General features: G+C 66.4%; 18 protein-coding genes. 11 read left to right on the top strand and 7 right to left on the bottom strand.

Annotated elements, in window-relative coordinates; genetic code table 11:
* Positions 1-144 precede the first annotated feature (144 nt).
* Entirely contained in the window at positions 145-2547 is a 2403-nt protein-coding gene (locus tag PEM_RS17150; protein WP_111128153.1) for a TonB-dependent receptor, read from the top strand.
* Positions 2547-3848: an aminotransferase class V-fold PLP-dependent enzyme gene (locus tag PEM_RS17145; protein WP_005420045.1), complete on the top strand. Its 1302-nt coding sequence runs from the start codon at positions 2547-2549 to the stop codon at positions 3846-3848. Before PEM_RS17150 ends, PEM_RS17145 begins: the two co-directional genes overlap by 1 nt.
* Before the next feature lie 70 nt (positions 3849-3918).
* On the opposite strand, the gene PEM_RS17140 is transcribed toward PEM_RS17145, so the two are convergent.
* From PEM_RS17140 to PEM_RS17125, 4 genes are read right to left on the bottom strand one after another with little or no spacing between them, the layout of a single operon-like run.
* Positions 3919-5433: a PLP-dependent aminotransferase family protein gene (locus PEM_RS17140; protein WP_111128154.1), complete on the bottom strand. Its 1515-nt coding sequence runs from the start codon at positions 5431-5433 to the stop codon at positions 3919-3921.
* An 8-nt stretch (positions 5434-5441) separates the two neighbouring features.
* Complete coding sequence (locus tag PEM_RS17135) at positions 5442-6041, bottom strand: DUF6436 domain-containing protein (protein ID WP_053497371.1); 600 nt, start codon at positions 6039-6041, stop codon at positions 5442-5444.
* Positions 6041-6319, bottom strand: a complete 279-nt coding sequence (locus tag PEM_RS17130) for a hypothetical protein (RefSeq protein WP_005420041.1) — start codon at positions 6317-6319, stop codon at positions 6041-6043. The genes PEM_RS17135 and PEM_RS17130 overlap by 1 nt, the downstream gene beginning before the upstream one ends.
* A gap of 55 nt (positions 6320-6374) precedes the next feature.
* Positions 6375-7790 (bottom strand): PLP-dependent aminotransferase family protein, encoded by a 1416-nt coding sequence (locus tag PEM_RS17125; protein ID WP_065179383.1) that lies wholly within the window; start codon positions 7788-7790, stop codon positions 6375-6377.
* Between the two features lie 183 nt (positions 7791-7973).
* Here PEM_RS17125 and cyoA point away from each other — a divergent pair, with 183 nt between their 5' ends.
* The 5 genes from cyoA to PEM_RS17100 are packed head-to-tail and all read left to right on the top strand — an operon-like array spanning position 7974 to position 12519.
* The gene (cyoA, locus tag PEM_RS17120) at positions 7974-8879 is read left to right on the top strand and encodes a ubiquinol oxidase subunit II (protein ID WP_119706130.1); all 906 of its coding nucleotides are present in this window, start codon (positions 7974-7976) and stop codon (positions 8877-8879) included.
* A gap of 5 nt (positions 8880-8884) precedes the next feature.
* Entirely contained in the window at positions 8885-10861 is a 1977-nt protein-coding gene (gene cyoB / locus PEM_RS17115; protein WP_065197203.1) for a cytochrome o ubiquinol oxidase subunit I, read from the top strand.
* Positions 10858-11493: a cytochrome o ubiquinol oxidase subunit III gene (cyoC, locus tag PEM_RS17110; protein ID WP_005420033.1), complete on the top strand. Its 636-nt coding sequence runs from the start codon at positions 10858-10860 to the stop codon at positions 11491-11493. The genes cyoB and cyoC overlap by 4 nt, the downstream gene beginning before the upstream one ends.
* Position 11494: 1 nt before the next feature.
* Positions 11495-11827, top strand: coding sequence for a cytochrome o ubiquinol oxidase subunit IV (cyoD, locus tag PEM_RS17105; protein ID WP_005420031.1), 333 nt, complete (start codon positions 11495-11497; stop codon positions 11825-11827).
* 11 nt (positions 11828-11838) lie between these two features.
* Positions 11839-12519, top strand: a complete 681-nt coding sequence (locus PEM_RS17100; protein WP_005420028.1) for an SCO family protein — start codon at positions 11839-11841, stop codon at positions 12517-12519.
* A gap of 144 nt (positions 12520-12663) precedes the next feature.
* On the opposite strand, the gene PEM_RS17095 is transcribed toward PEM_RS17100, so the two are convergent.
* Both PEM_RS17095 and PEM_RS17090 read right to left on the bottom strand, forming a co-directional pair.
* Positions 12664-13242 carry a hypothetical protein gene (locus PEM_RS17095; protein ID WP_032954609.1) on the bottom strand — a complete coding sequence of 193 codons (579 nt, stop codon included), beginning with the start codon at positions 13240-13242 and terminating at the stop codon, positions 12664-12666.
* Positions 13242-15008, bottom strand: coding sequence for a S8 family serine peptidase (locus PEM_RS17090; protein WP_111129573.1), 1767 nt, complete (start codon positions 15006-15008; stop codon positions 13242-13244). The genes PEM_RS17095 and PEM_RS17090 overlap by 1 nt, the downstream gene beginning before the upstream one ends.
* A gap of 251 nt (positions 15009-15259) precedes the next feature.
* Here PEM_RS17090 and PEM_RS17085 point away from each other — a divergent pair, with 251 nt between their 5' ends.
* The 3 genes from PEM_RS17085 (at position 15260) to PEM_RS17075 (ending at position 17522) form a co-directional block, all read left to right on the top strand.
* Positions 15260-15670, top strand: a complete 411-nt coding sequence (locus PEM_RS17085) for a hypothetical protein (protein ID WP_111129572.1) — start codon at positions 15260-15262, stop codon at positions 15668-15670.
* Between the two features lie 108 nt (positions 15671-15778).
* Complete coding sequence (locus tag PEM_RS17080) at positions 15779-16219, top strand: DUF2231 domain-containing protein (RefSeq protein ID WP_111129571.1); 441 nt, start codon at positions 15779-15781, stop codon at positions 16217-16219.
* Entirely contained in the window at positions 16212-17522 is a 1311-nt protein-coding gene (locus PEM_RS17075) for a sorbosone dehydrogenase family protein (RefSeq protein ID WP_111129570.1), read from the top strand. Before PEM_RS17080 ends, PEM_RS17075 begins: the two co-directional genes overlap by 8 nt.
* 87 nt (positions 17523-17609) lie before the next feature.
* On the opposite strand, the gene PEM_RS17070 is transcribed toward PEM_RS17075, so the two are convergent.
* Positions 17610-18272, bottom strand: a complete 663-nt coding sequence (locus PEM_RS17070) for an exopolysaccharide biosynthesis protein (protein ID WP_088497379.1) — start codon at positions 18270-18272, stop codon at positions 17610-17612.
* Positions 18273-18421: 149 nt separating this feature from the next.
* On the opposite strand from PEM_RS17070, the gene yidA reads away from it, so the two are divergent.
* On the top strand, positions 18422-19255 hold the full coding sequence (gene yidA, locus PEM_RS17065; RefSeq protein WP_111129569.1) for a sugar-phosphatase: 834 nt from the start codon (positions 18422-18424) through the stop codon (positions 19253-19255).
* Position 19256 lies beyond the last annotated feature (1 nt).

The raw sequence follows: 19256 nt of genomic DNA, 5'->3' as shown, positions 1-19256 counted from the left end.
TAGCAGTTCTTGCGCCTGTGCGGATTCAAGCTGTCGCACTGACGTCATGCCTCCTTCACAGATCGCGCCGAGACTGCGCGCCTTGTCCAGGCCTGCGCTACCCCCGCAGGTGCTGGCCCTGTCGCGTCCTCCCGGAGCCCTGCCGTGCATCGTTCGAAGCTTTCGCGTTCCATCCTCCTTGCCCTTTGCATGGCCAGCGCAGGAGGCGCGATTGCAGCGGAGGCCGATGAGGTCGATGCCGCCGGCGGCAGCCGCGCCGTGCCCACCCAGCTCGACGCGATGCTGGTCACCGGTACGCGCGCGTCCAACCGCACCCAGTTCGAAACGCTGGCGCCGGTGGACGTGTTCAGCAAGGAAGACATCAGGTCCGTCGAATCCACCGACCTGAAGGACGTGCTGGCGCAGCTGGTGCCATCATTCGTGGTGCAGCGCCTGCCGATGGCGGACGGCCAGGTGTTCGTGCGTCCGGCCACCCTGCGTGGCCTGTCGCCGGACCAGACCCTGGTGCTGGTCAACGGTCGCCGCTTCCATCGCAGCGCGCTGCTCGGCAACCGCGGTGCGCAGGCCGCTGATCTGGCACAGATTCCCACCAGTGCGATCAAGCGCATCGAGGTGCTGCGCGATGGCGCGTCGGCGCAGTACGGCTCGGACGCCATCGCCGGTGTCATCAACATCATCCTCGAGGATGGCCCGGGTAGCGAGATCACCGCCGGCTATTCGCAGTACGCGCAGGGCGACGGTGCCTCGCGCGACTTCAGTGCGCGCACCGGCTGGTCGCTGGGCGACTATGGCAGCCTGGTGCTGTTCGCCGAATCGTCCAACTCCGACGCCACCTCGCGCACGCGCCAGCGCCCGGACGCGATCACCTTCCAGGCTGCACATCCGGAGCTGGACGTGCCCAATCCGGTGCAGCGCTGGGGCCAGCCGGAGCTGGAAAGCCGCCGCGTCGGCTTCAACGTGAAGGCCAATGCCAGCGAGACGCTGGAGCTCTATGCCTTCGGCCTGTACAGCCACAGCGATGGCGTCAGTGATTTCAACTGGCGCAACCCGGACACCACCACCGGCGCGTACCGCACCACCGCCATCTTCCCGGGCTGGAACCTGCGCTCGCTGTATCCGGTCGGCTTCAGCCCGCAGTACGGCAACGTCCAGAACGACCTGCAGCTGGTCGGTGGCCTGCGCGGCGAGATCACGCCCAAGCTGCGCTGGGATGTCAGCGCCTCGTATGGCCGCAACGCCATCGACTACAGCCTGAAGAACTCGATCAATGCCTCGCTCGGCCCGGCCAGCCCGACCGCGTTCGATCTTGGCCGCCTAACCCAGACCGAGAAGAACGCCAACGCAGACTTCAACTACGAGTGGGACGTGGCCGCGCTGTCCCAGCCGGTCAACGTCGCCTTCGGTGGCGAGTTCCGCCAGGAGACCTACCAGGTGCATGCCGGCGACCCGGCCTCGTACGCGGTGGGTCCGGGCGCTGCGGCGGGCCTGGAGGCCAATTCCAATGGCGCGCCCGGCTTCTCGGCCAGCCAGGCCGGGCAGTGGAGCCAGCGCAGCAAGGCCGCCTACGTGGACATGGAAGTACCGCTGGGCGAGCGCTGGAGCATCGGTGCAGCCGGCCGCTACGAGGACTTCTCCAGCTTCGGCAGCACGCTGGACGGCAAGCTCTCGGCGCGCTTCGCGATCACCCCGGACGTAGCCCTGCGCGGTACCGTGTCCAGCGGCTTCCGTGCGCCGACGCCGGCGCAGCTCAATACCACCAGCACCACCCAGGGGTTGGATACGCGCACGCTGCAGATCTTCACCAGTGGCCGTCTGTCGCCGAACGATCCGCTGGCGCAGCTGCTCGGCGCCAGGCCGCTGAAGCCGGAACAATCGCGTACCGCGTCGCTGGGCCTGACCTGGCGCACCGACCTGGGCCTGTCCGGCTCGATGGATGTCTACCAGATCAAGCTCAGCGACCGCTTCAGCCAGTCGGCCAGTTTCGCCATTCCGGCCGGTACGCCCAATCCGCTGGGCTATACCTCGGTGAACTATTTCACCAACGACTTCGATACCACCACTACCGGCGTGGACGTGGTCGGCAACTACCTGCGCGATCTCGGCGCCGGCCGCATGACGCTGACCCTGGCCTACAACTACAACCGCACCCGCGTGGACAACGGCAGCACCTCGGTGGCCACCAACGAGACCCAGCGCGTGCTGTTCGAGGATCGCCTGCCCGAGCACAAGGGCAGCCTGACCGGAAGCTGGGACATCGGCGCCTGGTCGCTGATGGCACGCATGCGCTACTACGGCGCCTGGACCGATTCCAGCGGCAATGCAGTGGGCGATATCTACCAGCGCTTCGGCGCGATGAGCTTCCTCGACCTGGCCGTCGGCTATCGCATCAACGAACATCACAGCCTGCGTGTGGGTGCCGACAACGTATTCGACCGCTATCCGGACGAAGCCACCTTCCAGGCCAGTCGCGGCCTGGTCTACTCGCGCAACGCGCCGTACGACACCGACGGCGCCAACCTGTACGCACAGTACCGGCTGAGCTTCTGATGGACCCGGCCCGCCGCTCCCTGTTGCGTGCCGGCACCTTGCTGCCGGCCGCAGCCGCACTTTCTTCACTGCCGGCCATGGCTGCCACGCGTTACGCTGCGTCCATGCAGATTCCCGCAACGACCGTGGCGCCGGACGTGCTGGCCCGCGATGAAAACTACTGGGCCGCCGTGGCCAGCCACTTCGATGTCACCGACGAAGTGAACCATCTGGAGAACGGCTACTGGGGCGCGATGGGCCGCCAGACGCTGGCCAGCTACCAGCGCCACACCGCGGAAGTGAACCGAGGCAATGCCTGGTATGGCCGCCGTGAGTTCCCGGCGCAGTACATGGCGGTGCAGCGGCAGGTGGCCGAACTGCTGGGCGTGGGCGCCGACGAGATCGCACTGACCCGCGGTGCCACCGAGGCGATGCTGGCGCTGATCGGCGGCTACAACCGCCTGCAGCCCGGCGACCAGGTGCTGTACGCCGATATCGACTACGACAGCATGATCGGCGCGATGCGCTGGCTGCAGCAGCGCCGCGGCGTGCAGGCCGAGCGCATCGCGCTGCCGGCAGTGCCCGACCATACGCAGATCCTGCAGGCCTACGAGGCCACGTTCGCGCGGCTGCCTCGCCTGAAACTGGTGCTGCTGACCCAGGTCAGCCATCGCCATGGACTGGTGCTGCCGGTGGCCGAAATCGCCGAACGTGCGCGCGCACGCGGCATCGACGTGATCGTTGATGCCGCACACGGGTTTGGCCAGATCGACTACGCGGTGCCGCAGCTCAAGGCCGATTTCGTTGGCATCAACCTGCACAAGTGGATCGGTGCGCCGGTCGGCGTCGGCGCGATGTATGTGCGCAAGGGCCGCGTTGCGGACCTGGACCCGTACATGGGCGAGACCGACGATGGCCGCGTGGGCAGCCGTGTGCACACCGGCACGGTCAACTTCGCCGCTTACCTGGCGCTGCCGGAAGCGATCGCGCTGCACCAGCGCATCGGCGCGGCCAACAAGCAGGCGCGCCTGCGCTACCTGCGCGAGCGCTGGACCGTCCCTGCGCGGCAGATGGCGCATATCGAAGTGCTGTCGTCGCCTGATCCGGCGCTGGCCAGCGCATTGGCCAGCTTCCGCCTGCGCGGGCGCACCAGCGTGGCTGACAACATCGCGCTTCAGAAGCGCCTGCTGGACGAGCATCGCGTGTTCACCACGCATCGTGACGGGTTGGACTCCGGCGCCTGCGTACGGGTGACGCCCTCGGTGTTCACCCGGCCAGCGCAGATGGATGTGCTGGTACAGGCGCTGGTGGCATTGGGGTAGTGCCGGCCGCTGGCCGGCAACCTCATGATCCGTGCACGCCGTTGCCGGCCAGCGGCCGGCACTACCAGGGCTACCGCTCGATCGCCGGCAGCGCGTCCGACAACAGCAACCGGTCAATCCGCCGCAACACACTCTCCAGCTGCCGTCGGTCCGCCGCCAGCCCCAGCGACAACCGCACGCCGTACTGGAGCGAGACCCCCGGCGGACAGAACGCCGATGACGGCGCAATCGCCAGCCCCTGCAGCTGTGCGGTACGCACCAGCGTGGCGTCGGTCCATGGCGCTGGTACCCTGCACCAGGCGTGCAGGCCTTCGGCGCGCAGCAGCAGCGACGGCGCCAGCAGGTAGCGGGCCATGCGCACGCGCTCGCGCGCCTCGGCACGCACCTGCGCCAGCAGCGATTGTGCCGAACCATCCAGCAACAGTTGGCTGGCCAGCGCCGACACCAATGGATGGCCCATCAGCCGCGTCGCCCGCAGCGCGGCGGTCATCGCCTCGGCATGCGCGGCACTCGGGCAGCGCACGAAGGCGGTGCGCAGGCCCGGGCTGATCACCTTCGACAGCGTCGCCACATGGAACACATGGCGCGGTGCCAGCATCGCCAGGGGTACAGGCGCCTCTTCGGCAAGGTGCCAGTACGGATCATCCTCGATCGCCAGCAGGCCTTCCCTCTCCAGCACACGCGCCAGCGCTTCGCGCCGCTGCAGCGGCAGGGTCAGCGCGGTCGGGTTCTGGCAGGTGGGGTTGAGATAGACCAACCGCGCGCCGCTTTCGCGTGCCAGCCGGGCCAGCGCATCGGGGCACATGCCGTGTTCGTCGCAGTCCACCGGCAGCAGCCGCCGGCCAAGCGCCGCGGCGGCCTGCAGCAGGCCCGGATAGACCAGCGCATCGCACAGGATCGCGTCGCCATCGTGGCCCTGGCTGAGCAGGATCGCGGCCAGCGCCACCTGGGCGCCTTCGGTCAGTAGCAGGCAGGCATCGTCCACCGTGCCCAGCATCGGTTGCAGCCAGCGCGCTGCCGCGTGGCGGTCGGTCGGGTTGCCGCCGCCCAGGTGGTAGGTCATCAGGTTCGGCGCATTGCTGCGCGCAAGCACGGCGGCGGCACCGCGGCGCAGGGTTTCGGCCAGCGCATCGGCATCGGGCACCGGCGGCACGTTCATGCTCAGGTCCACCACCTGGTCGAAGCCGGCCTTGGGTGGTGCGATGAAACTGCCTTGTGGCCCGCGCGCCTCGATCAGGCCGCGCTTGCGCGCTTCATCGAATGCCCGCGTTACCGTGGTCAGGTCGACGCCGAGCTGCTGCGCCAACGCGCGCTGCGAGGGCAGGCGTTGCCCCGGTGCAAGACCACCGCGACGCACCGTGCGTTCCAGCGAATTGACGATGCGCAGGTAGATCGGCCCGTTGTGCGCGAGCACGTCCTGCACCCATTCGCGGGCTGCGACATCCGGTCGCGGCATGTACGGAGCATGTCGGGGCGTATCGTTGCTTCCAACGGCGGGAGCCTGTCCATAACCATCGGTCGGTTCGGACAGGTGACCGCCGTTGTTGTTTGCGGCGGCCACGCCACCCAGAGCCAGTGATGTCATTGCGCTCCTCAGCGCTTGGCCTGCCACGGGCAGTAACAGCCCACGGCAAGCAGTCCTTTCGGGCGCACGGATTCGCCGCGCACCAGTCTGTCCAGCAGCGGTTCGACGAAACTGTTGGCCGAGTTGCAGACCATGCCGATGCTGTACGGCCCGGCGTAGGCCAGATGGCCCTGCCGGTCCCAGATCGCCACGGCAGGGCTGGCCGGAATGTGCTCGATACCGTCGATGGTCGGCAGGTTGATCACCTTGTTGCGCAGCGGCTCGGGCAGTTCGCCCTGGGTGCCGGGGCGGCGGATCGCATAGAAGTCGATGCCGGCGCGGCGGTACATGCTGATCAGGTAGCTCAGGTGCGCACCAGTCTCGCGGTTGCACACGCCGCAGGCCGGGTCCCAGAAATGCACCACGCGGATGCGGCCGGTATTACCGGCCAGATCGGCCGGCAGACGCAGCTGCGAGTCGTCGAAGACGATGGCCTGTTCGGTGAACGTGGACTGCGCGCTGTAGCCGAAGTACTGCCACAGCGCCGCCGCCACGCCGGCCATGAACAGGCAGGCGAGGGCGATCATCGTCGGCAGCAACCAGCGGCGACGCGGCGCGGCTGCGCCCATCAGGACGCGTCCCCGCCGAACTTGTGTACGTACTGCTTGCGCATCTCGCGGCAGGAATCGGCCTGAGCCCGGCGCTGGATCTCGCTACGCGACGGATCCTCGCTGCGCTGCACGCATTGCTCGATGGCGTGGCGTTCGGCGGCCTGCACATCCACGGTCTGCGGCTGCAGGCAGACCCAGGCCAGCGCGGCCAGCATCAGCACCACAAAGCCACCGCAGCCGGCCATCACCAGGTGGAACTTCAGTTTCTCCGCGCGCATCGAGGCACGTCCCTTCATCCATACATTGCATACAAAATATCATTTTGTATGGATGAAGTGCCATGCACCCGGTTCAGACGATGGCGTTGTGCCGGGCCTCGGGGGCCTCCGACAGGATCTCGTTCAGCTTGGCCAGCGCCCCGGCGAGCGCACCCTGGTCAACCGCGCCGCCCAGTGACAGGCGGATCGCGTTGCCCGGAGGCGGTTCTTCCACGCTGAAGGCGTCGGAACTGGCGATGCCCAGCCCCTGTTCCTGCGCGGCCTGGATCAGCCGGTACTGGTCCAGCCGTGGCGGCAGCGGCAGCCACACATGCAGGCCGGCCGGATGGGCCTGGGCACGGGACGGCAAGTACTGCGCAGCAATCGCCTGGCGCTCGCGCAGCTCCTGCTGGAAGCGCTGCACCATGTCCTGGGCCTTGCCGCTGCGGATCCACTGCGAGGCCACCGCCACCATCGACTGGGTCGGCATCAGCGCGATCGCACGCAGGGCGTCCAGCACCGGTTCCATCGGTTCGCCGGCCGGCACCACCAGGTAGGCGGTGCGCAGGCCCGGTGCCAGGCACTTGGACAGGGTGGAGATGTAATACACCGGGCAGCCAGCGTCGCGGTGGGCGGCCAGCGGCGGTGCGGCGTCCCCGGCCAGCAACCAGTAGGGATCGTCTTCGATCACGGTCAGATCGTGGCGCTTGGCGACCGCCAACAGGGCCTGCCGGCGTTGTGCCGACATCGTTGCCGTGGTGGGGTTCTGGATGGTCGGTACCAGGTACAGCAGGCGCGGGCGGCGCAGCTGGCAGGCTTCTTCCAGCGCATCGGGCAGCATGCCTTCGGCGTCCATCGCTACCGGCACCACGCCCCGCTGCAGCACGCGCGCGGCGGCCAGCAGGCCCGGGTAGGTCAGCTGCTCGGCGGCGATCAGCTCGCCCGGCTGGGTGCAGGCCAGGATCAGTGCACACAGCGCGGTCTGCGCACCGGGACAGATCACCACCTGGTCGGCGCCCACCGTGCCCAGCATCGGCGCCAGCCACTGCACCGCGGCGGCGCGGTCCTCGCGGGTACCGGCGCCGACGTGGTAGCTCATCAGTTCGCCCTGGCCCAGCTGCTGGCCCACGTGCTGGAAACCGGCCTCCATGCCCTGCGCGAACGGCGCACTGCCCAGCAGCGGCGGGATGTTCATGCTCAGGTCCACCGAGGTGCTGCGGTTGCCTGCCGACAGCGCGATGAAGGTGCCGCCGGCGCCCTGCGCGTCGAGCAGGCCGGCCTGGCGCAGCTCGGCGAACGCCCGGGTAACCGTGGTCAGGTCCACGCCCACCTGCTGGGCCAGGTCGCGCTGCGGCGGCAGGCGGTCGCCCGGGCGCAGCACGCCGTCATCCACCGCCTCGCGCACCTGCTGGGCAATCTGCAGGTACAGCGGGCCGGCGCCCTCGCGGAAGGGGCGAACCCAGGTGCGATTGGGGTGTTTCAGGCGGCGGCCGGCGGCAGGTGGCGTCATCGGTCAGGTTTTTCCATACGTGCAGGTGCACAAGTCCATACAATGATGTATCTTGTATGGGCTTGATTGGAGTGGTTCGCCTTCTTGTAGGCGACCTCGTACCCACAGTGTAGCCGCTCCACGCCCGGGCGCTGCGCGCAGGCGAGCCGGTCAAGCGCGCTTCTTCAACAGGGTTGACCTCCAATGAATATCTGCTGGAACCGCATCCGCCTGGCGCTGGTCGCCCTGGCCTGCGTCGGCCTGTCGGGCTGTGACTGGGTGCTGCTGGATTCGAAGGGCATGGTCGGGCTCGCCCAGCGCGACCTGATCCTGATCTGCATCGGCCTGATGCTGATCGTGGTGATACCGGCCATTGTGCTGACCTTCGTATTCGCCTGGCGCTTCCGCGCCGGCAACACCCAAGCGAAATACACGCCGGACTGGTCGCACTCCACCAAGGTGGAAATCGTGGTCTGGGGCGTGCCGCTGCTGATCATTGCCGGCCTGGCAGTGATCGTGTGGAAGTCGACCCACGAACTGGACCCGTACAAGCCGCTGGACGTGGCCGGTGAACCGCTGCACGTGGACGTGATCGCCACGGACTGGAAGTGGGTGTTCGTATACCCGGACCTGGGCATCGCCACGGTCAACCAGCTCAACTTCCCGGCCAACCGCCCGCTGGCGTTCAACATCACTTCCAACTCGACGATGAATACCTTCTTCATCCCGCAGCTGGGCGGGCAGATCTACGCGATGGCGGGCATGCGCACGCAGCTGCACCTGATCGCCAACGAGCCTGGCCAGTTCCGTGGCATGTCCGGCAACTACAGCGGGCATGGCTTCTCGAACATGAAGTTCATCGCCACCGCCAGCAGCAACGAAGAATTCGAGCGCTGGGTAGCTGAGGTGCGCAGCGCGCCGGACGCGCTCAGCTTCGCACAGTTCAAGGCGCTGGCCGCGCCGTCGAAGAACGCACCGGTGCGGCACTTCTCCAGTGTTGAACCGTTGCTGTTCAAGAAGGTCATCGACCAGTTCATCGGCGTCGGTGAGAACACCGCTGCGGCTACCCCGGCGGGCGCTACCGGCGGTGCCCAGGTTTCCCAGGAGTAACGAACATGTTGGGTAAATTGACGTGGGAGGCCGTGCCGCTGCACGAGCCGATCGTCGTGGTCACCTTGGTGGCCATGGTGCTGGGTGGCCTCGCGCTGCTTGGCGCAGTGACGTACTTCAAGCTGTGGGGCCCGCTGTGGCGTGACTGGTTCACCACCGTGGACCACAAGAAGATCGGCATCATGTACGTGGTGGTGGCGCTGGTCATGCTGGTGCGTGGCTTCGCCGACGCGCTGATGATGCGCGCGCAGCTGGCCGCGGCCGGGCCGGGCAGTGACGGCTTCCTGCCACCGGAGCACTACGACCAGATCTTCACCGCACACGGCGTGATCATGATCTTCTTCGTGGCCACCCCGTTCGTGGTTGGCCTGATGAACATCATCGTGCCGCTGCAGATCGGCGCACGCGACATGGCGTTCCCGTTCCTCAACGCCTTCAGCTTCTGGATCTTCGTGGTCGGCGCCGCGCTGATGATGATCTCGCTCGGCGTTGGCGAGTTCGCCATGACCGGCTGGGTCGCCTATCCGCCGCTGTCGGGCATCGAGTTCAGTCCAGGCGTCGGTGTCGACTACTACATCTGGGCGTTGCAGGCTTCGGGGATCGGCACCTTGCTGACCGGCGTCAACCTGTTCATCACCATCCTGCGCATGCGTGCGCCGGGCATGACCCTGATGAAGATGCCGGTGTTCACCTGGACCGTGCTGGTCACCAGCGTGATCATCATCGCCGCCTTCCCGATCCTGACCGTCGCGCTGGGCGCGCTCACCCTGGACCGCTACCTGGACTTCAACTTCTACACCAACACGCTGGGTGGCAACCCGATGATGTACGTGAACCTGGTGTGGGCCTGGGGCCATCCGGAGGTGTACATCCTGGTGCTGCCGGCGTTCGGCATCTTCTCTGAAGTCACCGCCACGTTCGCGCGCAAGAAGCTGTTCGGCTACAAGTCGATGGTCGGTGCAACGCTGGCGATCGGAATCCTGTCGTTCATCGTCTGGTTGCACCACTTCTTCACCATGGGTTCCGGTGCCAGCGTCAACGCCTTCTTCGGCATCATGACGATGATCATCGCCATTCCCACCGGCGTGAAGATCTTTACCTGGCTGTTCACCATGTACGGTGGCCGCGTTGAGTTCAGTGTGCCGATGCTGTGGACCATTGCCTTCCTGGTCACCTTCACCATCGGTGGCATGACCGGCGTGCTGCTGGCCATTCCGGGCGCGGACTTCCTGCTGCACAACAGCCTGTTCCTGGTCGCGCACTTCCACAACACCATCATCGGTGGTGCGCTGTTCGGCTACCTGGCCGGCTTCGCCTACTGGTTCCCGAAGGTGTTCGGCTTCACCCTCAACGAGCGCCTGGGCAAATGGTCGTTCGCCTGCTGGGTGATCGGCTTCTACCTGGCCTTCATGCCGCTGTACATGCTGGGCTTCATGGGCATGACCCGCCGCATGAACCAGTACGACAACCCGGCGTGGACGCCGTACCTGATCGCCGCCTTCATCGGGGCGCTGTTCGTGTTCGCGGGCATCATCCTGATGCTGGTGCAGATCTACGTGAGTGTGCGCGACCGCAAGCGCAACCTGGACCTGACCGGCGACCCGTGGAACGCACGCACGCTGGAATGGGCCACGCCGTCGCCGCCGCCGTTCTACAACTTCGCCGTGGTGCCCAAGGCCGACGAGCTGGACGCCTTCCATGAAGCGAAGAAGCGCGGCCTGCCGCCGCCGCCGAAGAAGTACGCACCGATCCACATGCCGAAGAACACCGGCGTACCGGTGATCCTCAACATCTGGATCCTGGTGCTGTGCTTCGCCCTGGTCTGGCACATCTGGTGGATGGCCGCGGCCAGCTTCATCGCGATGATCGTCACCCTGATCGTGCGGTCCTACGACGAGGACGTGGACTACTACGTCAGTTCCGAAGAGGTGGCGCGCACTGAAGCGGCCAACCTTGCCAAGCTGAAGGAGGTACGCGCATGAACCTGTTGACCCGCCCCGAGCTGGCCAGCGACACGCAGGCGCACGAGGACCACCACGAGCACGACCACAGCCACGAGCAGGGCGGCATGAAGGTGTTCGGCATGTGGGTCTACCTCATGTCCGACCTGGTGCTGTTCGGTTCGCTGTTCGCCTCGTATGCGGTGCTCAGCACCGCCTATGCCGGCGGCCCCACCGGCAAGGAGCTGTTCTCGTTGCCGTTCGTGATGGCCGAGACCTTCCTGCTGCTGGTGTCCAGCATCACCTACGGCCAGGCCGTGCTGGCGATGCATCGCCACGATGCGTCGGCGGTGCTGCGCTGGCTGGGCGTGACCTTCGTGCTCGGTGCCTCGTTCATCGGCATGGAAATCTACGAGTTCTCGCACCTGATCCACGAAGGCGCAGGCCCGAGCACCAGTGCCTACCTGTCGGCGTTCTTTGCGCTGGTCGCCACCCACGGCCTGCACGTCGCCAGCGGCCTGATCTGGATGGCGGTGGTCATGCACCAGGTCTACCGCCGTGGCCTGACCCCGACCAACATCACCCGCGTTTCGTGCCTGAGCCTGTTCTGGCACTTCCTGGACCTGGTGTGGATCTGCGTCTTCACCTTCGTCTACCTGATCGGAGCCTTCTGACATGGCCCACGTCGAAACCTCGCGCGCCGGCAATGCGCACGGCTCCACCAAGTCCTACCTGATCGGTTTCGTGCTGTGCGCGCTGCTGACCGTGGTGCCGTTCGCGCTGGTGATGAACCCGGTGCTGTCGCGGCCGCTCACGCTGTTCCTGCTGGTCGGCTTGGCGGTGGCACAGATCCTGGTGCAGCTGGTCTATTTCCTGCACATGGACCGCAAGTCCGAAGGCGGGTGGAACCTGGCCAGCTTCGTGTTCACCCTGGTGATCCTGTTCATCGTCGTCGCGCTGTCGGTCTGGATCATCTGGAGCATGCACTACCACATGATGATCAACTGAGCCTGCGAACCGTGAAAGGCATTACGTTCCCCCATCGTGGCCTGCGGCTGGCCGCAGGCCTGCTGCTCGGCCTGCTGGCCGGCTGCAGTGCGCAGTCGCGCATGGACTTCTATTCCAAGGACATTGCCTGCGAAGAACTTGGCCAACAGTGGTCGATGCCCGACAGCCACGGCACCGTGCGTGGCCCGAAGGACCTGCAGGGCCAGGTGACCTATCTGTTCTTCGGCTTCACCAGCTGCCCGGACGTGTGCCCGACCACCATGGTCGAGCTGAGCCAGGTCAAGCACCTGATGGGCAGGGATGCCGACCAGCTGCAGGTGGTGTTCGTCAGCGTCGACCCGGCGCGTGATACGCCGGAGGTTGCGCGCACCTATGTGGAAGCCTTCGATCCCAAGGCAATCGCGCTGGTCGGCAACGAAGCACAGCTGGCGGCGATGGCCAGTGACTTCAAGGCGTTCTACGAAAAAGAGCCCGGCCAGGTGCCGGAGACCTACACCATGAGCCACATCGCCGGTGGCTACGTGTTCGACCGCAAGGGCCGCCTGCGCCTGTTCGCGCCGTACGGCATGCCGGTGGACAAGCTGTTCTCCGACGTGCAGCGCCTGCTGCTCGAACCCGGCCACCCGGCCGCCGGCAACGACGCACTGGCCAGCTGCCACCTCAAGCACAGCGGCACACTCGCCGCCCGCTGACGCCACCTCTACCGCGGTGGGTGCCGACCTTGGTCGACACGTGATGCATGAGTCCGGTGGGTGCCGACCGTTGGTCGGCACACCCTGACATCAATCCCCCGGCCGGCCAGGAGAGCCAACCGGCCAGGGGCACCACTCAACGCCTTACTTGGTCTCTTCCCACTGCACCACGTCCGGCTCGGTCGCGCGGATACCGGCGGTGGACAGCAGCCTGGTGGTCGCATCCAGCGCCGCGTTCACCGACGGGTACTCCACGATGGCCTGGCCTGAAGCCTTGGAGACCTTCACCACGGTACCGCCAGTGGCGGCGGCTGCGCGCTGGGCCGAGGCTGCATCGGTGAAGAACACCTTGACCCGCGACGTCGCCACCACCGGCGCGCCGTCACGGGAGACCGCCGCCGCGAACTTGCCGGCACCGGCATCAGCAGGTGCCGCCGCTGCGCCATCCAGCGAACGCCTGGTACGCGAGCTGGTGGTCGCCGCCGCCTGCGGGGTGATCGTGAACTGGCCGCCGCTGGCCTGCTTCACCGTGGCCGAGGGGGACAGCTGGAAACGCGTGCCGCCTACATCGAACGCGCGGCCGGTAGCGGACGCCTTCAGTTCCTGCACATCCACGGTCGACAGGGTCCTGGCCGGAGGAGTCTGCCCCGAGCTCTGTGCCCAGGCAGGGGAGGTCATCGCCGCGAGGGCGAGCGTGCTCAACAGAATGGTGGTCTTCATCATCAGTGCCCCAGAACGCGGATCTTGAAGAATTCGAGGTTGCCGCGCGAAGCTGCGGTCGCGGCCTGCCCCATGTCGGTCACTTCCAGCGTCCAGGTGCCGCTGGCATTCTCATCCAGGAAGGCATTGCTGGACAGCAGGTCCCAGCTGGTGAAATTGCTCTGCGCGCCACCCGTGCCCGAACCGATCGCGGTGAACGCCGGTTGCACCACGCTGCGGGTGCCGCTGGGCGACACCAGCACGAACTGCAGCTGGCGCGTGTTGCGGTGGTTGACCCGGAATCCCAGCTGCACGCTTTCGATGTTGCGCGCGCCGTTGGCCAACTGGAAGGTCAGGCGTGCGGCGGCGGCCGAGGTATTGCCGATGGCCACGGTACGCGTGGTGGTGCGCCAGCCGCTGTCGACCAGCGCACCGAGCGACTGGAAGTTCTCGGCCACCTGCACTGCACGTGCAGCGTTGACCACGCCGAAGCCATACCAGTTGCTGTAGGCACGGCCGGCGGCATTCACCGTCCAGCCCGGCACCAGCGTGCGCCCGTCGGCCAGCGTCACCGCCGGCTGGTTCGGGTGGTTGCGCGTGGCGGTGGTGGCCAGGATGTACTTCACATCGCGATAGGACAGGTTCGGATTGGCTTCCAGCACCAGTGCCGCCACGCCCGATACCATCGGCGCCGACGCCGAGGTGCCGTTCATCTTGGCGGTGTAGTTGCAGGTGCTGTCGATGGCCGACAGGTTGCTGTCCAGGGTGTTCTGGCGGTTGGTGTTCTTGTTGCTGCCCTGCGCGCACCCGGTCACGTCGGTGGTGACGATGGCCGGGTCGTACGCGCGTGCCACCAGGCCGGGCGCGTACTGCGCCTGCAGGCCGTACTCACCACCAAAGGCCGAAACCCACAGGGCCGAGCCGGTGGAGGAGTAAGACGAGCGCACGCCATCGGCGCGCACCGCGCCCACGGTGATCACGTTGAACAGGTTGTTGCGCGGATCACGGCCGGCCGGCACGCAGCCGGTGTTGCGGTTCTTGGTGTCGGTGGTGCAGACATCCTGGGTCTGGCTGATGGAGGCATTGTTGAAGTTGTTGCCGGCCGACTTCACGTAGATGCCGCCGCGGCCACCGCGCGTGCCCGACAGTGCCTGCTCGTACGAACGAATCGTGTTTTCGCTGTACGCCAGCGGCAGGTTCGGATTGCCCGGGCCGGCGCCCCAGCTGTTGTTGAACACCTGCACGTCGACCGATTCCGCGCCGTCCCACCAGGCGTACTCAATGTTGCTCTGCTGGTTGCCCAGGGCCGAGCGCGAAATCGGGTTGAAGCCCTTCAACGTCGCCGCCGGGGCTACGCCGCGCACGCCCAGGTTGTTGGCGCCCACCGCACCGGCGATACCGCCGACCATGGTGCCGTGGTTGTCGACATCGGGATTGGTCGGGGTGGGGTTGTTCGAGCCATTGGTGAAGTTCTTGCCGGCTACAGCGGCCACGTTGGCCGCCAGGTCCGGGTGCGCGATCTGCAGGCCGTCGTCGACGATGGCGATGGTGACGCCCTGGCCACGGATGCCATTGCGGAACAGGCCATCCACGTTCAGGTCGTTGCCTGCCACCGGCAGTGTGTCAGCCGGGACCGTCTGCCCGGTGTTGAGCAGGTGCCACTGTATCCCCGCCAGTGGATCGGCCTGTTGGGCCTGGGCGGTGACGGCCAGGCTGCCCAGTGCCAAGGCAGTGGCGAGAGCCAGGCGCGCGGAGCGCGGTGGCGCGGTGCGTTGCGTGTGTCGCTTCATACACGAATCCTTCTGTTGTGAATCGGCATGGCAGGACGGCGGGGCGGAACTGCCCCATCGCAACGAGCCAAACGCGACACAACGAAGAACCCCCTACCTCTTCACACCCGCAATGTGCGAATGTGCCAATTGCGTCACAAACGCTTAGTACGTCAAGTTATGACAGGTCACGCGAATACCTTCACGCCATCTTCGCGCGCTTGCTTCGAGGTACGGGAAACGTGGGTAATCACATACAAGTGAAGTCACACATGAAGAACGCACGCCAGCGTGCCCGTGCGCGCGCGGACCAGACTCCGCTCTCGGTTGCCGCCATCCGCAAGGTGGTGCTGTCCGTGCATACGCGCAGCCACGACTATGGCGACTATGCCGATATTGCCGAGTTGCTGCCCGAGCTGGCAGCCTTCGGCATCACCACGGTGAAACCGCTGCGCCTGTTGATGAAGAAGCATCGTCGCGCGCTGCTGCAGGAGGAACGGATCGTCATGCGTCGCGCAGAGACGCTGCATCTGCGCACCGAGTGGCGGCCCGGTGGCATAGACGTGCATGCCAACACCAGCCGCTACGCCATCGGCGGCCTGGTCCGCACCAGCATGGAACACGAATTCGGCTTCGAGACGATGCTGCCCTTCCACGAGGTGCGCGAGGACGAATCCACTTAGCGCGGTGCCTGCGCGGAGGGTGTGGCAGCCCCGCCGGGGCATCATCGCGCGTCCTCACATCGCGCTGTGCTACTACAGCCCGTGCACCCTTCCGCACGGAGCACGATGATGGTCAATCCGCTCGCCCAGGCCCATCGCGGCCTCGGCACCACGCTGTTCAGCCTGTTGAACCCGATACCTTTCGGCTTCTTCGTCGGCGCACTGATCTTCGACGCGATCTATCTCAACAGCGCCGAGGTGATGTGGGGCAAGGCCGCTGCCTGGCTGATCACCTTCGGCCTGCTGATCGCCATCGTGCCGCGCCTGATCAACCTCTTCGCGGTCTGGCGCCGCAACGGTACCGCCACCCGCATCGACCGCATCGACTTCTTCCTCAACCTGGTCGCGGTGGTGCTGGCCATCTGGAACGCCTTCGTGCACAGCCGCGACGCGTACGCCGTTGCGGTGCCGGGCGCGATCCTGTCGGCGTTGACCGTGGCCCTGATTGCCCTGGGCCTGATCCTGCTGTCACTGCAGCCGCCGGTGCTGCAGGGAGGTCGTCATGGCTAAGCACATCCTGCCCACCGTGGGCGCCCTGGCGCTGGCCGTGATGCTGTCGGCCTGCGCCGGCAAGGCTGAATACCATCCCGCCGACCAGTCGGGCCCGCAGCCGCCGCTGCCCAAGCCGGCCAACTTCCTGATGCCGCCGATGCAGGTGCCCAAGGGCGTCGGCTGGGCTGATGGGCAGACCCCCACGGTGGCCGAGGGCCTGAAGATCGAGCGCATCGCCGCCAACCTGCAGCATCCGCGGCGCCTGCTGACCCTGCCCAATGGCGATGTACTGGTGGTGGAAGGCAACGGCCCCGGCGAAGAACCGGTCACCACGCCCAAGCAGTGGATTGCCGGCAAGGTCAAAGCGCGCTCGGGCAAGGCCGGCAAGGGCGGGAACCGGGTCACCCTGCTGCGCCGCACGCCGGGAACGAACACGTGGACCCAGCATGTCTACATCGAGGGCCTGCATTCGCCGTTCGGCATCCAGCTGATCGGCGACACGCTGTACGTGGCCAACACCGGCAACATCATGCAGTACCACTACGTGCCCGGCGAAACCCGCATGTCGGACAAGGGCCGCGAGTTCACCGACCTGCCCAGCACCATCAACCACCACTGGACCAAGGAACTGCTGGCCAGCCGCGATGGCAGCAAGCTGTACGTGGGCGTCGGCTCCAACAGCAACATTACTGAAAATGGCCTGGCCGTCGAATACCGCCGCGCGGTCGTGCTGGAGGTGGACGTAGCCACCCGTGGCAGCCGCATCTTTGCGTCGGGCATCCGCAACCCGACCGGGCTGGACTGGGAGCCGAGCACTGGCCAGCTGTGGGCCGTGGCCAACGAGCGTGATGAGATCGGTGCCGATCTGGTGCCGGATTACCTCACCTCGGTGAAGGAAGATGGCTTCTACGGGTGGCCCTACAGCTACTATGGGCAGCACGTGGACGAGCGCGTGCAGCCGCAGCGGCCGGACCTGGTGGCCAAGGCAATCGTGCCGGACTACGCCATCGGCTCCCACGTGGCACCGCTGGGCCTGCTGTTCTACACCGGCCAGGCGCTGCCGGCGCAGTACCACGGCGGTGCCTTCATCGGCGAGCACGGCAGCTGGGACCGTTCACCGCTGAGCGGCTACGAAGTGGTGTATGTACCGTTCAAGGACGGCAAGCCGACCGGGCGCCCGCAGACCGTGGTGAGCGGCTTTGCCTCAAAGGACGAGAAGACCCTGATGGGCGCACCGGTGGGCATGGCCATGGACGCCGAGGGCGCGCTGCTGGTGGCCGACGACGTGGGCGACGTGGTTTGGCGGGTGTCGGCCAAGTAGTTCTGTAGAGCCGAGCCATGCTCGGCTTACGCGCGCAGCGCGGGGTTTCGCGTACAGGTCGAAGAGCAGCCGAGCGTGGGCTCGGCTCTACAGTTCCGCGGTACTGCTGCGGAACCCGCTGAACACCGACTCCGCAGCAAACCCCACGCCGCCCAGCAGCACGCCGAAATACACCACTGTGGCCACCACGAAGCCATAACCGGCCGCCACCGCCGCGCCATCGCGCTGGATGAAACCGATGGCGAAGGACATCAGCGCCAGCGCCGGCAGCGTGTTGCTGAAGGGTATCGGCCCGGCCGGCGCCATCAACAGCAGGGTCGCGAACACCAGCATCAGGTTGTTCAGGCGCATCATCTTCTTCGAGCGCACCATCACCGCCAGCCGCATCGGCCGCGACAGCCGCTCCATGCGGTGCACCCATTTCAGCGCACGGCCGAGGTTGGTCTTCAGCTTGTCGGTGGCGATCTCGCGGCGGGCCAGCTTCTGTGGCACCCACAGCGGGCGGTTGCGCACCCGGCTCAGGCCGATCAGCAGGATCGAGGCGCCAAACACCGTACTCAGCCCGGGAATCGACACCGGAATGATGAAGATGGCCGAGAGCAGGATCACGATCAGCAGCAGGCCCTCATCGCCCAGCGCGCTGAGCAGGGTGCCGACGCTCACCTGGTCGCCGGGCAGTTCGTCGATCATCTGCTCGATCTGCTGGGCCAGGGGCGCGCTGTCATTGGTTTCAGGGGCACGGTAGGTCATGCGTCGCAAGGTTCTCCAGGGAAGGGCGGTCAACGGGCCGTCCTGCGGTGGGGGACGCACAGGCTCCCGCAGTATCCCGGCCAACGTGGGCAAAGAGGTGAACCGGGCATGAGGGGGTAAACTGGCGTGCCCCGCACGAGTTGAACGCAATGGACATGGGCCGCCGGCAATCGACCATCGAACTGGTCGCCATCGACATGGATGGCACGCTGCTGGACCCGTCGCACCAGCTCACCTCCCGCGCCAGGAAGGCCATCGCGCAGGCGCGGGCGCTGGGCGTGCACATCGTGCTGACCAGTGGCCGCCCGGTTCCGGGCCTGGCGCCGTACCTGCACGAGCTGGGCATCACCGGCAACGACGACTACTGCATCGCCTGCAATGGCGGCCTGGTGCAGCGGATCGGCACGCGCGAAACCGTGGTCGAATATCCGCTCAGCTTCGACGACTTCCTGTTCTGCGAGCAGGTGGCCCGCGACCTCGGCGTGCACTTCCAGGCGCTGGACAGCCAGCGCATGTACACGCCCAACCAGGACATCAGCTACTACACCGTAGCCGACTCGCATCTTTCGCGGATGCCGCTGTCGTATCGTCGCGTGGAGGACATGGATCCGTCGATGTCCTTCATCAAGCTGATGATGATCGACGCGCCGGATGTGCTGGATGCCGCCATCGCGCGCCTGCCCAGCGAGCTGACCGAACGTTTCGCGGTACTGAAGAGCGCGCCGTTCTTCCTGGAAGTGTTCGACCGCCGCGCCGGGAAGGGACCGAGCCTGCAGAAGCTGGCCGCGCACCTGGGCATCGACCGCGCCAACGTGATGGCCATCGGCGACCAGGAAAACGACCTGACCATGCTGCAGTACGCCGGTACCAGCGTGGCGATGGGCAATGCCATTGATGCTGTGAAGGCGGTGGCGCGGTTTGAGACCAGCAGCAATGCTGACGAAGGCGTGGCGCGCGCCATTGAGCGTTTCGTCCTGCAATGAT

Origin of the sequence: Stenotrophomonas sp. Pemsol (assembly GCF_003586545.1) — a bacterium.
GTDB lineage: Bacteria > Pseudomonadota > Gammaproteobacteria > Xanthomonadales > Xanthomonadaceae > Stenotrophomonas > Stenotrophomonas sepilia.
Note: the sequence above shows the minus strand (reverse complement) of the source record. Positions and strands in the feature narration are given on the sequence as shown.

What these genes read in the sequence shown, in the direction of transcription:
- PEM_RS17145 (WP_005420045.1), top strand. Translation starts at nt 2,547, where the DNA reads ATGGACCCGGCCCGCCGCTCCCTGTTGCGTGCCGGCACCTTGCTGCCG.
- PEM_RS17140 (WP_111128154.1), bottom strand. Translation starts at nt 5,433, where the DNA reads ATGACATCACTGGCTCTGGGTGGCGTGGCCGCCGCAAACAACAACGGC.
- PEM_RS17135 (WP_053497371.1), bottom strand. Translation starts at nt 6,041, where the DNA reads ATGGGCGCAGCCGCGCCGCGTCGCCGCTGGTTGCTGCCGACGATGATC.
- PEM_RS17130 (WP_005420041.1), bottom strand. Translation starts at nt 6,319, where the DNA reads ATGAAGGGACGTGCCTCGATGCGCGCGGAGAAACTGAAGTTCCACCTG.
- PEM_RS17125 (WP_065179383.1), bottom strand. Translation starts at nt 7,790, where the DNA reads ATGACGCCACCTGCCGCCGGCCGCCGCCTGAAACACCCCAATCGCACC.
- cyoA (WP_119706130.1), top strand. Translation starts at nt 7,974, where the DNA reads ATGAATATCTGCTGGAACCGCATCCGCCTGGCGCTGGTCGCCCTGGCC.
- cyoB (WP_065197203.1), top strand. Translation starts at nt 8,885, where the DNA reads ATGTTGGGTAAATTGACGTGGGAGGCCGTGCCGCTGCACGAGCCGATC.
- cyoC (WP_005420033.1), top strand. Translation starts at nt 10,858, where the DNA reads ATGAACCTGTTGACCCGCCCCGAGCTGGCCAGCGACACGCAGGCGCAC.
- cyoD (WP_005420031.1), top strand. Translation starts at nt 11,495, where the DNA reads ATGGCCCACGTCGAAACCTCGCGCGCCGGCAATGCGCACGGCTCCACC.
- PEM_RS17095 (WP_032954609.1), bottom strand. Translation starts at nt 13,242, where the DNA reads ATGATGAAGACCACCATTCTGTTGAGCACGCTCGCCCTCGCGGCGATG.
- PEM_RS17090 (WP_111129573.1), bottom strand. Translation starts at nt 15,008, where the DNA reads ATGAAGCGACACACGCAACGCACCGCGCCACCGCGCTCCGCGCGCCTG.
- PEM_RS17085 (WP_111129572.1), top strand. Translation starts at nt 15,260, where the DNA reads ATGAAGAACGCACGCCAGCGTGCCCGTGCGCGCGCGGACCAGACTCCG.
- PEM_RS17080 (WP_111129571.1), top strand. Translation starts at nt 15,779, where the DNA reads ATGGTCAATCCGCTCGCCCAGGCCCATCGCGGCCTCGGCACCACGCTG.
- PEM_RS17075 (WP_111129570.1), top strand. Translation starts at nt 16,212, where the DNA reads ATGGCTAAGCACATCCTGCCCACCGTGGGCGCCCTGGCGCTGGCCGTG.
- PEM_RS17070 (WP_088497379.1), bottom strand. Translation starts at nt 18,272, where the DNA reads ATGACCTACCGTGCCCCTGAAACCAATGACAGCGCGCCCCTGGCCCAG.
- yidA (WP_111129569.1), top strand. Translation starts at nt 18,422, where the DNA reads ATGGACATGGGCCGCCGGCAATCGACCATCGAACTGGTCGCCATCGAC.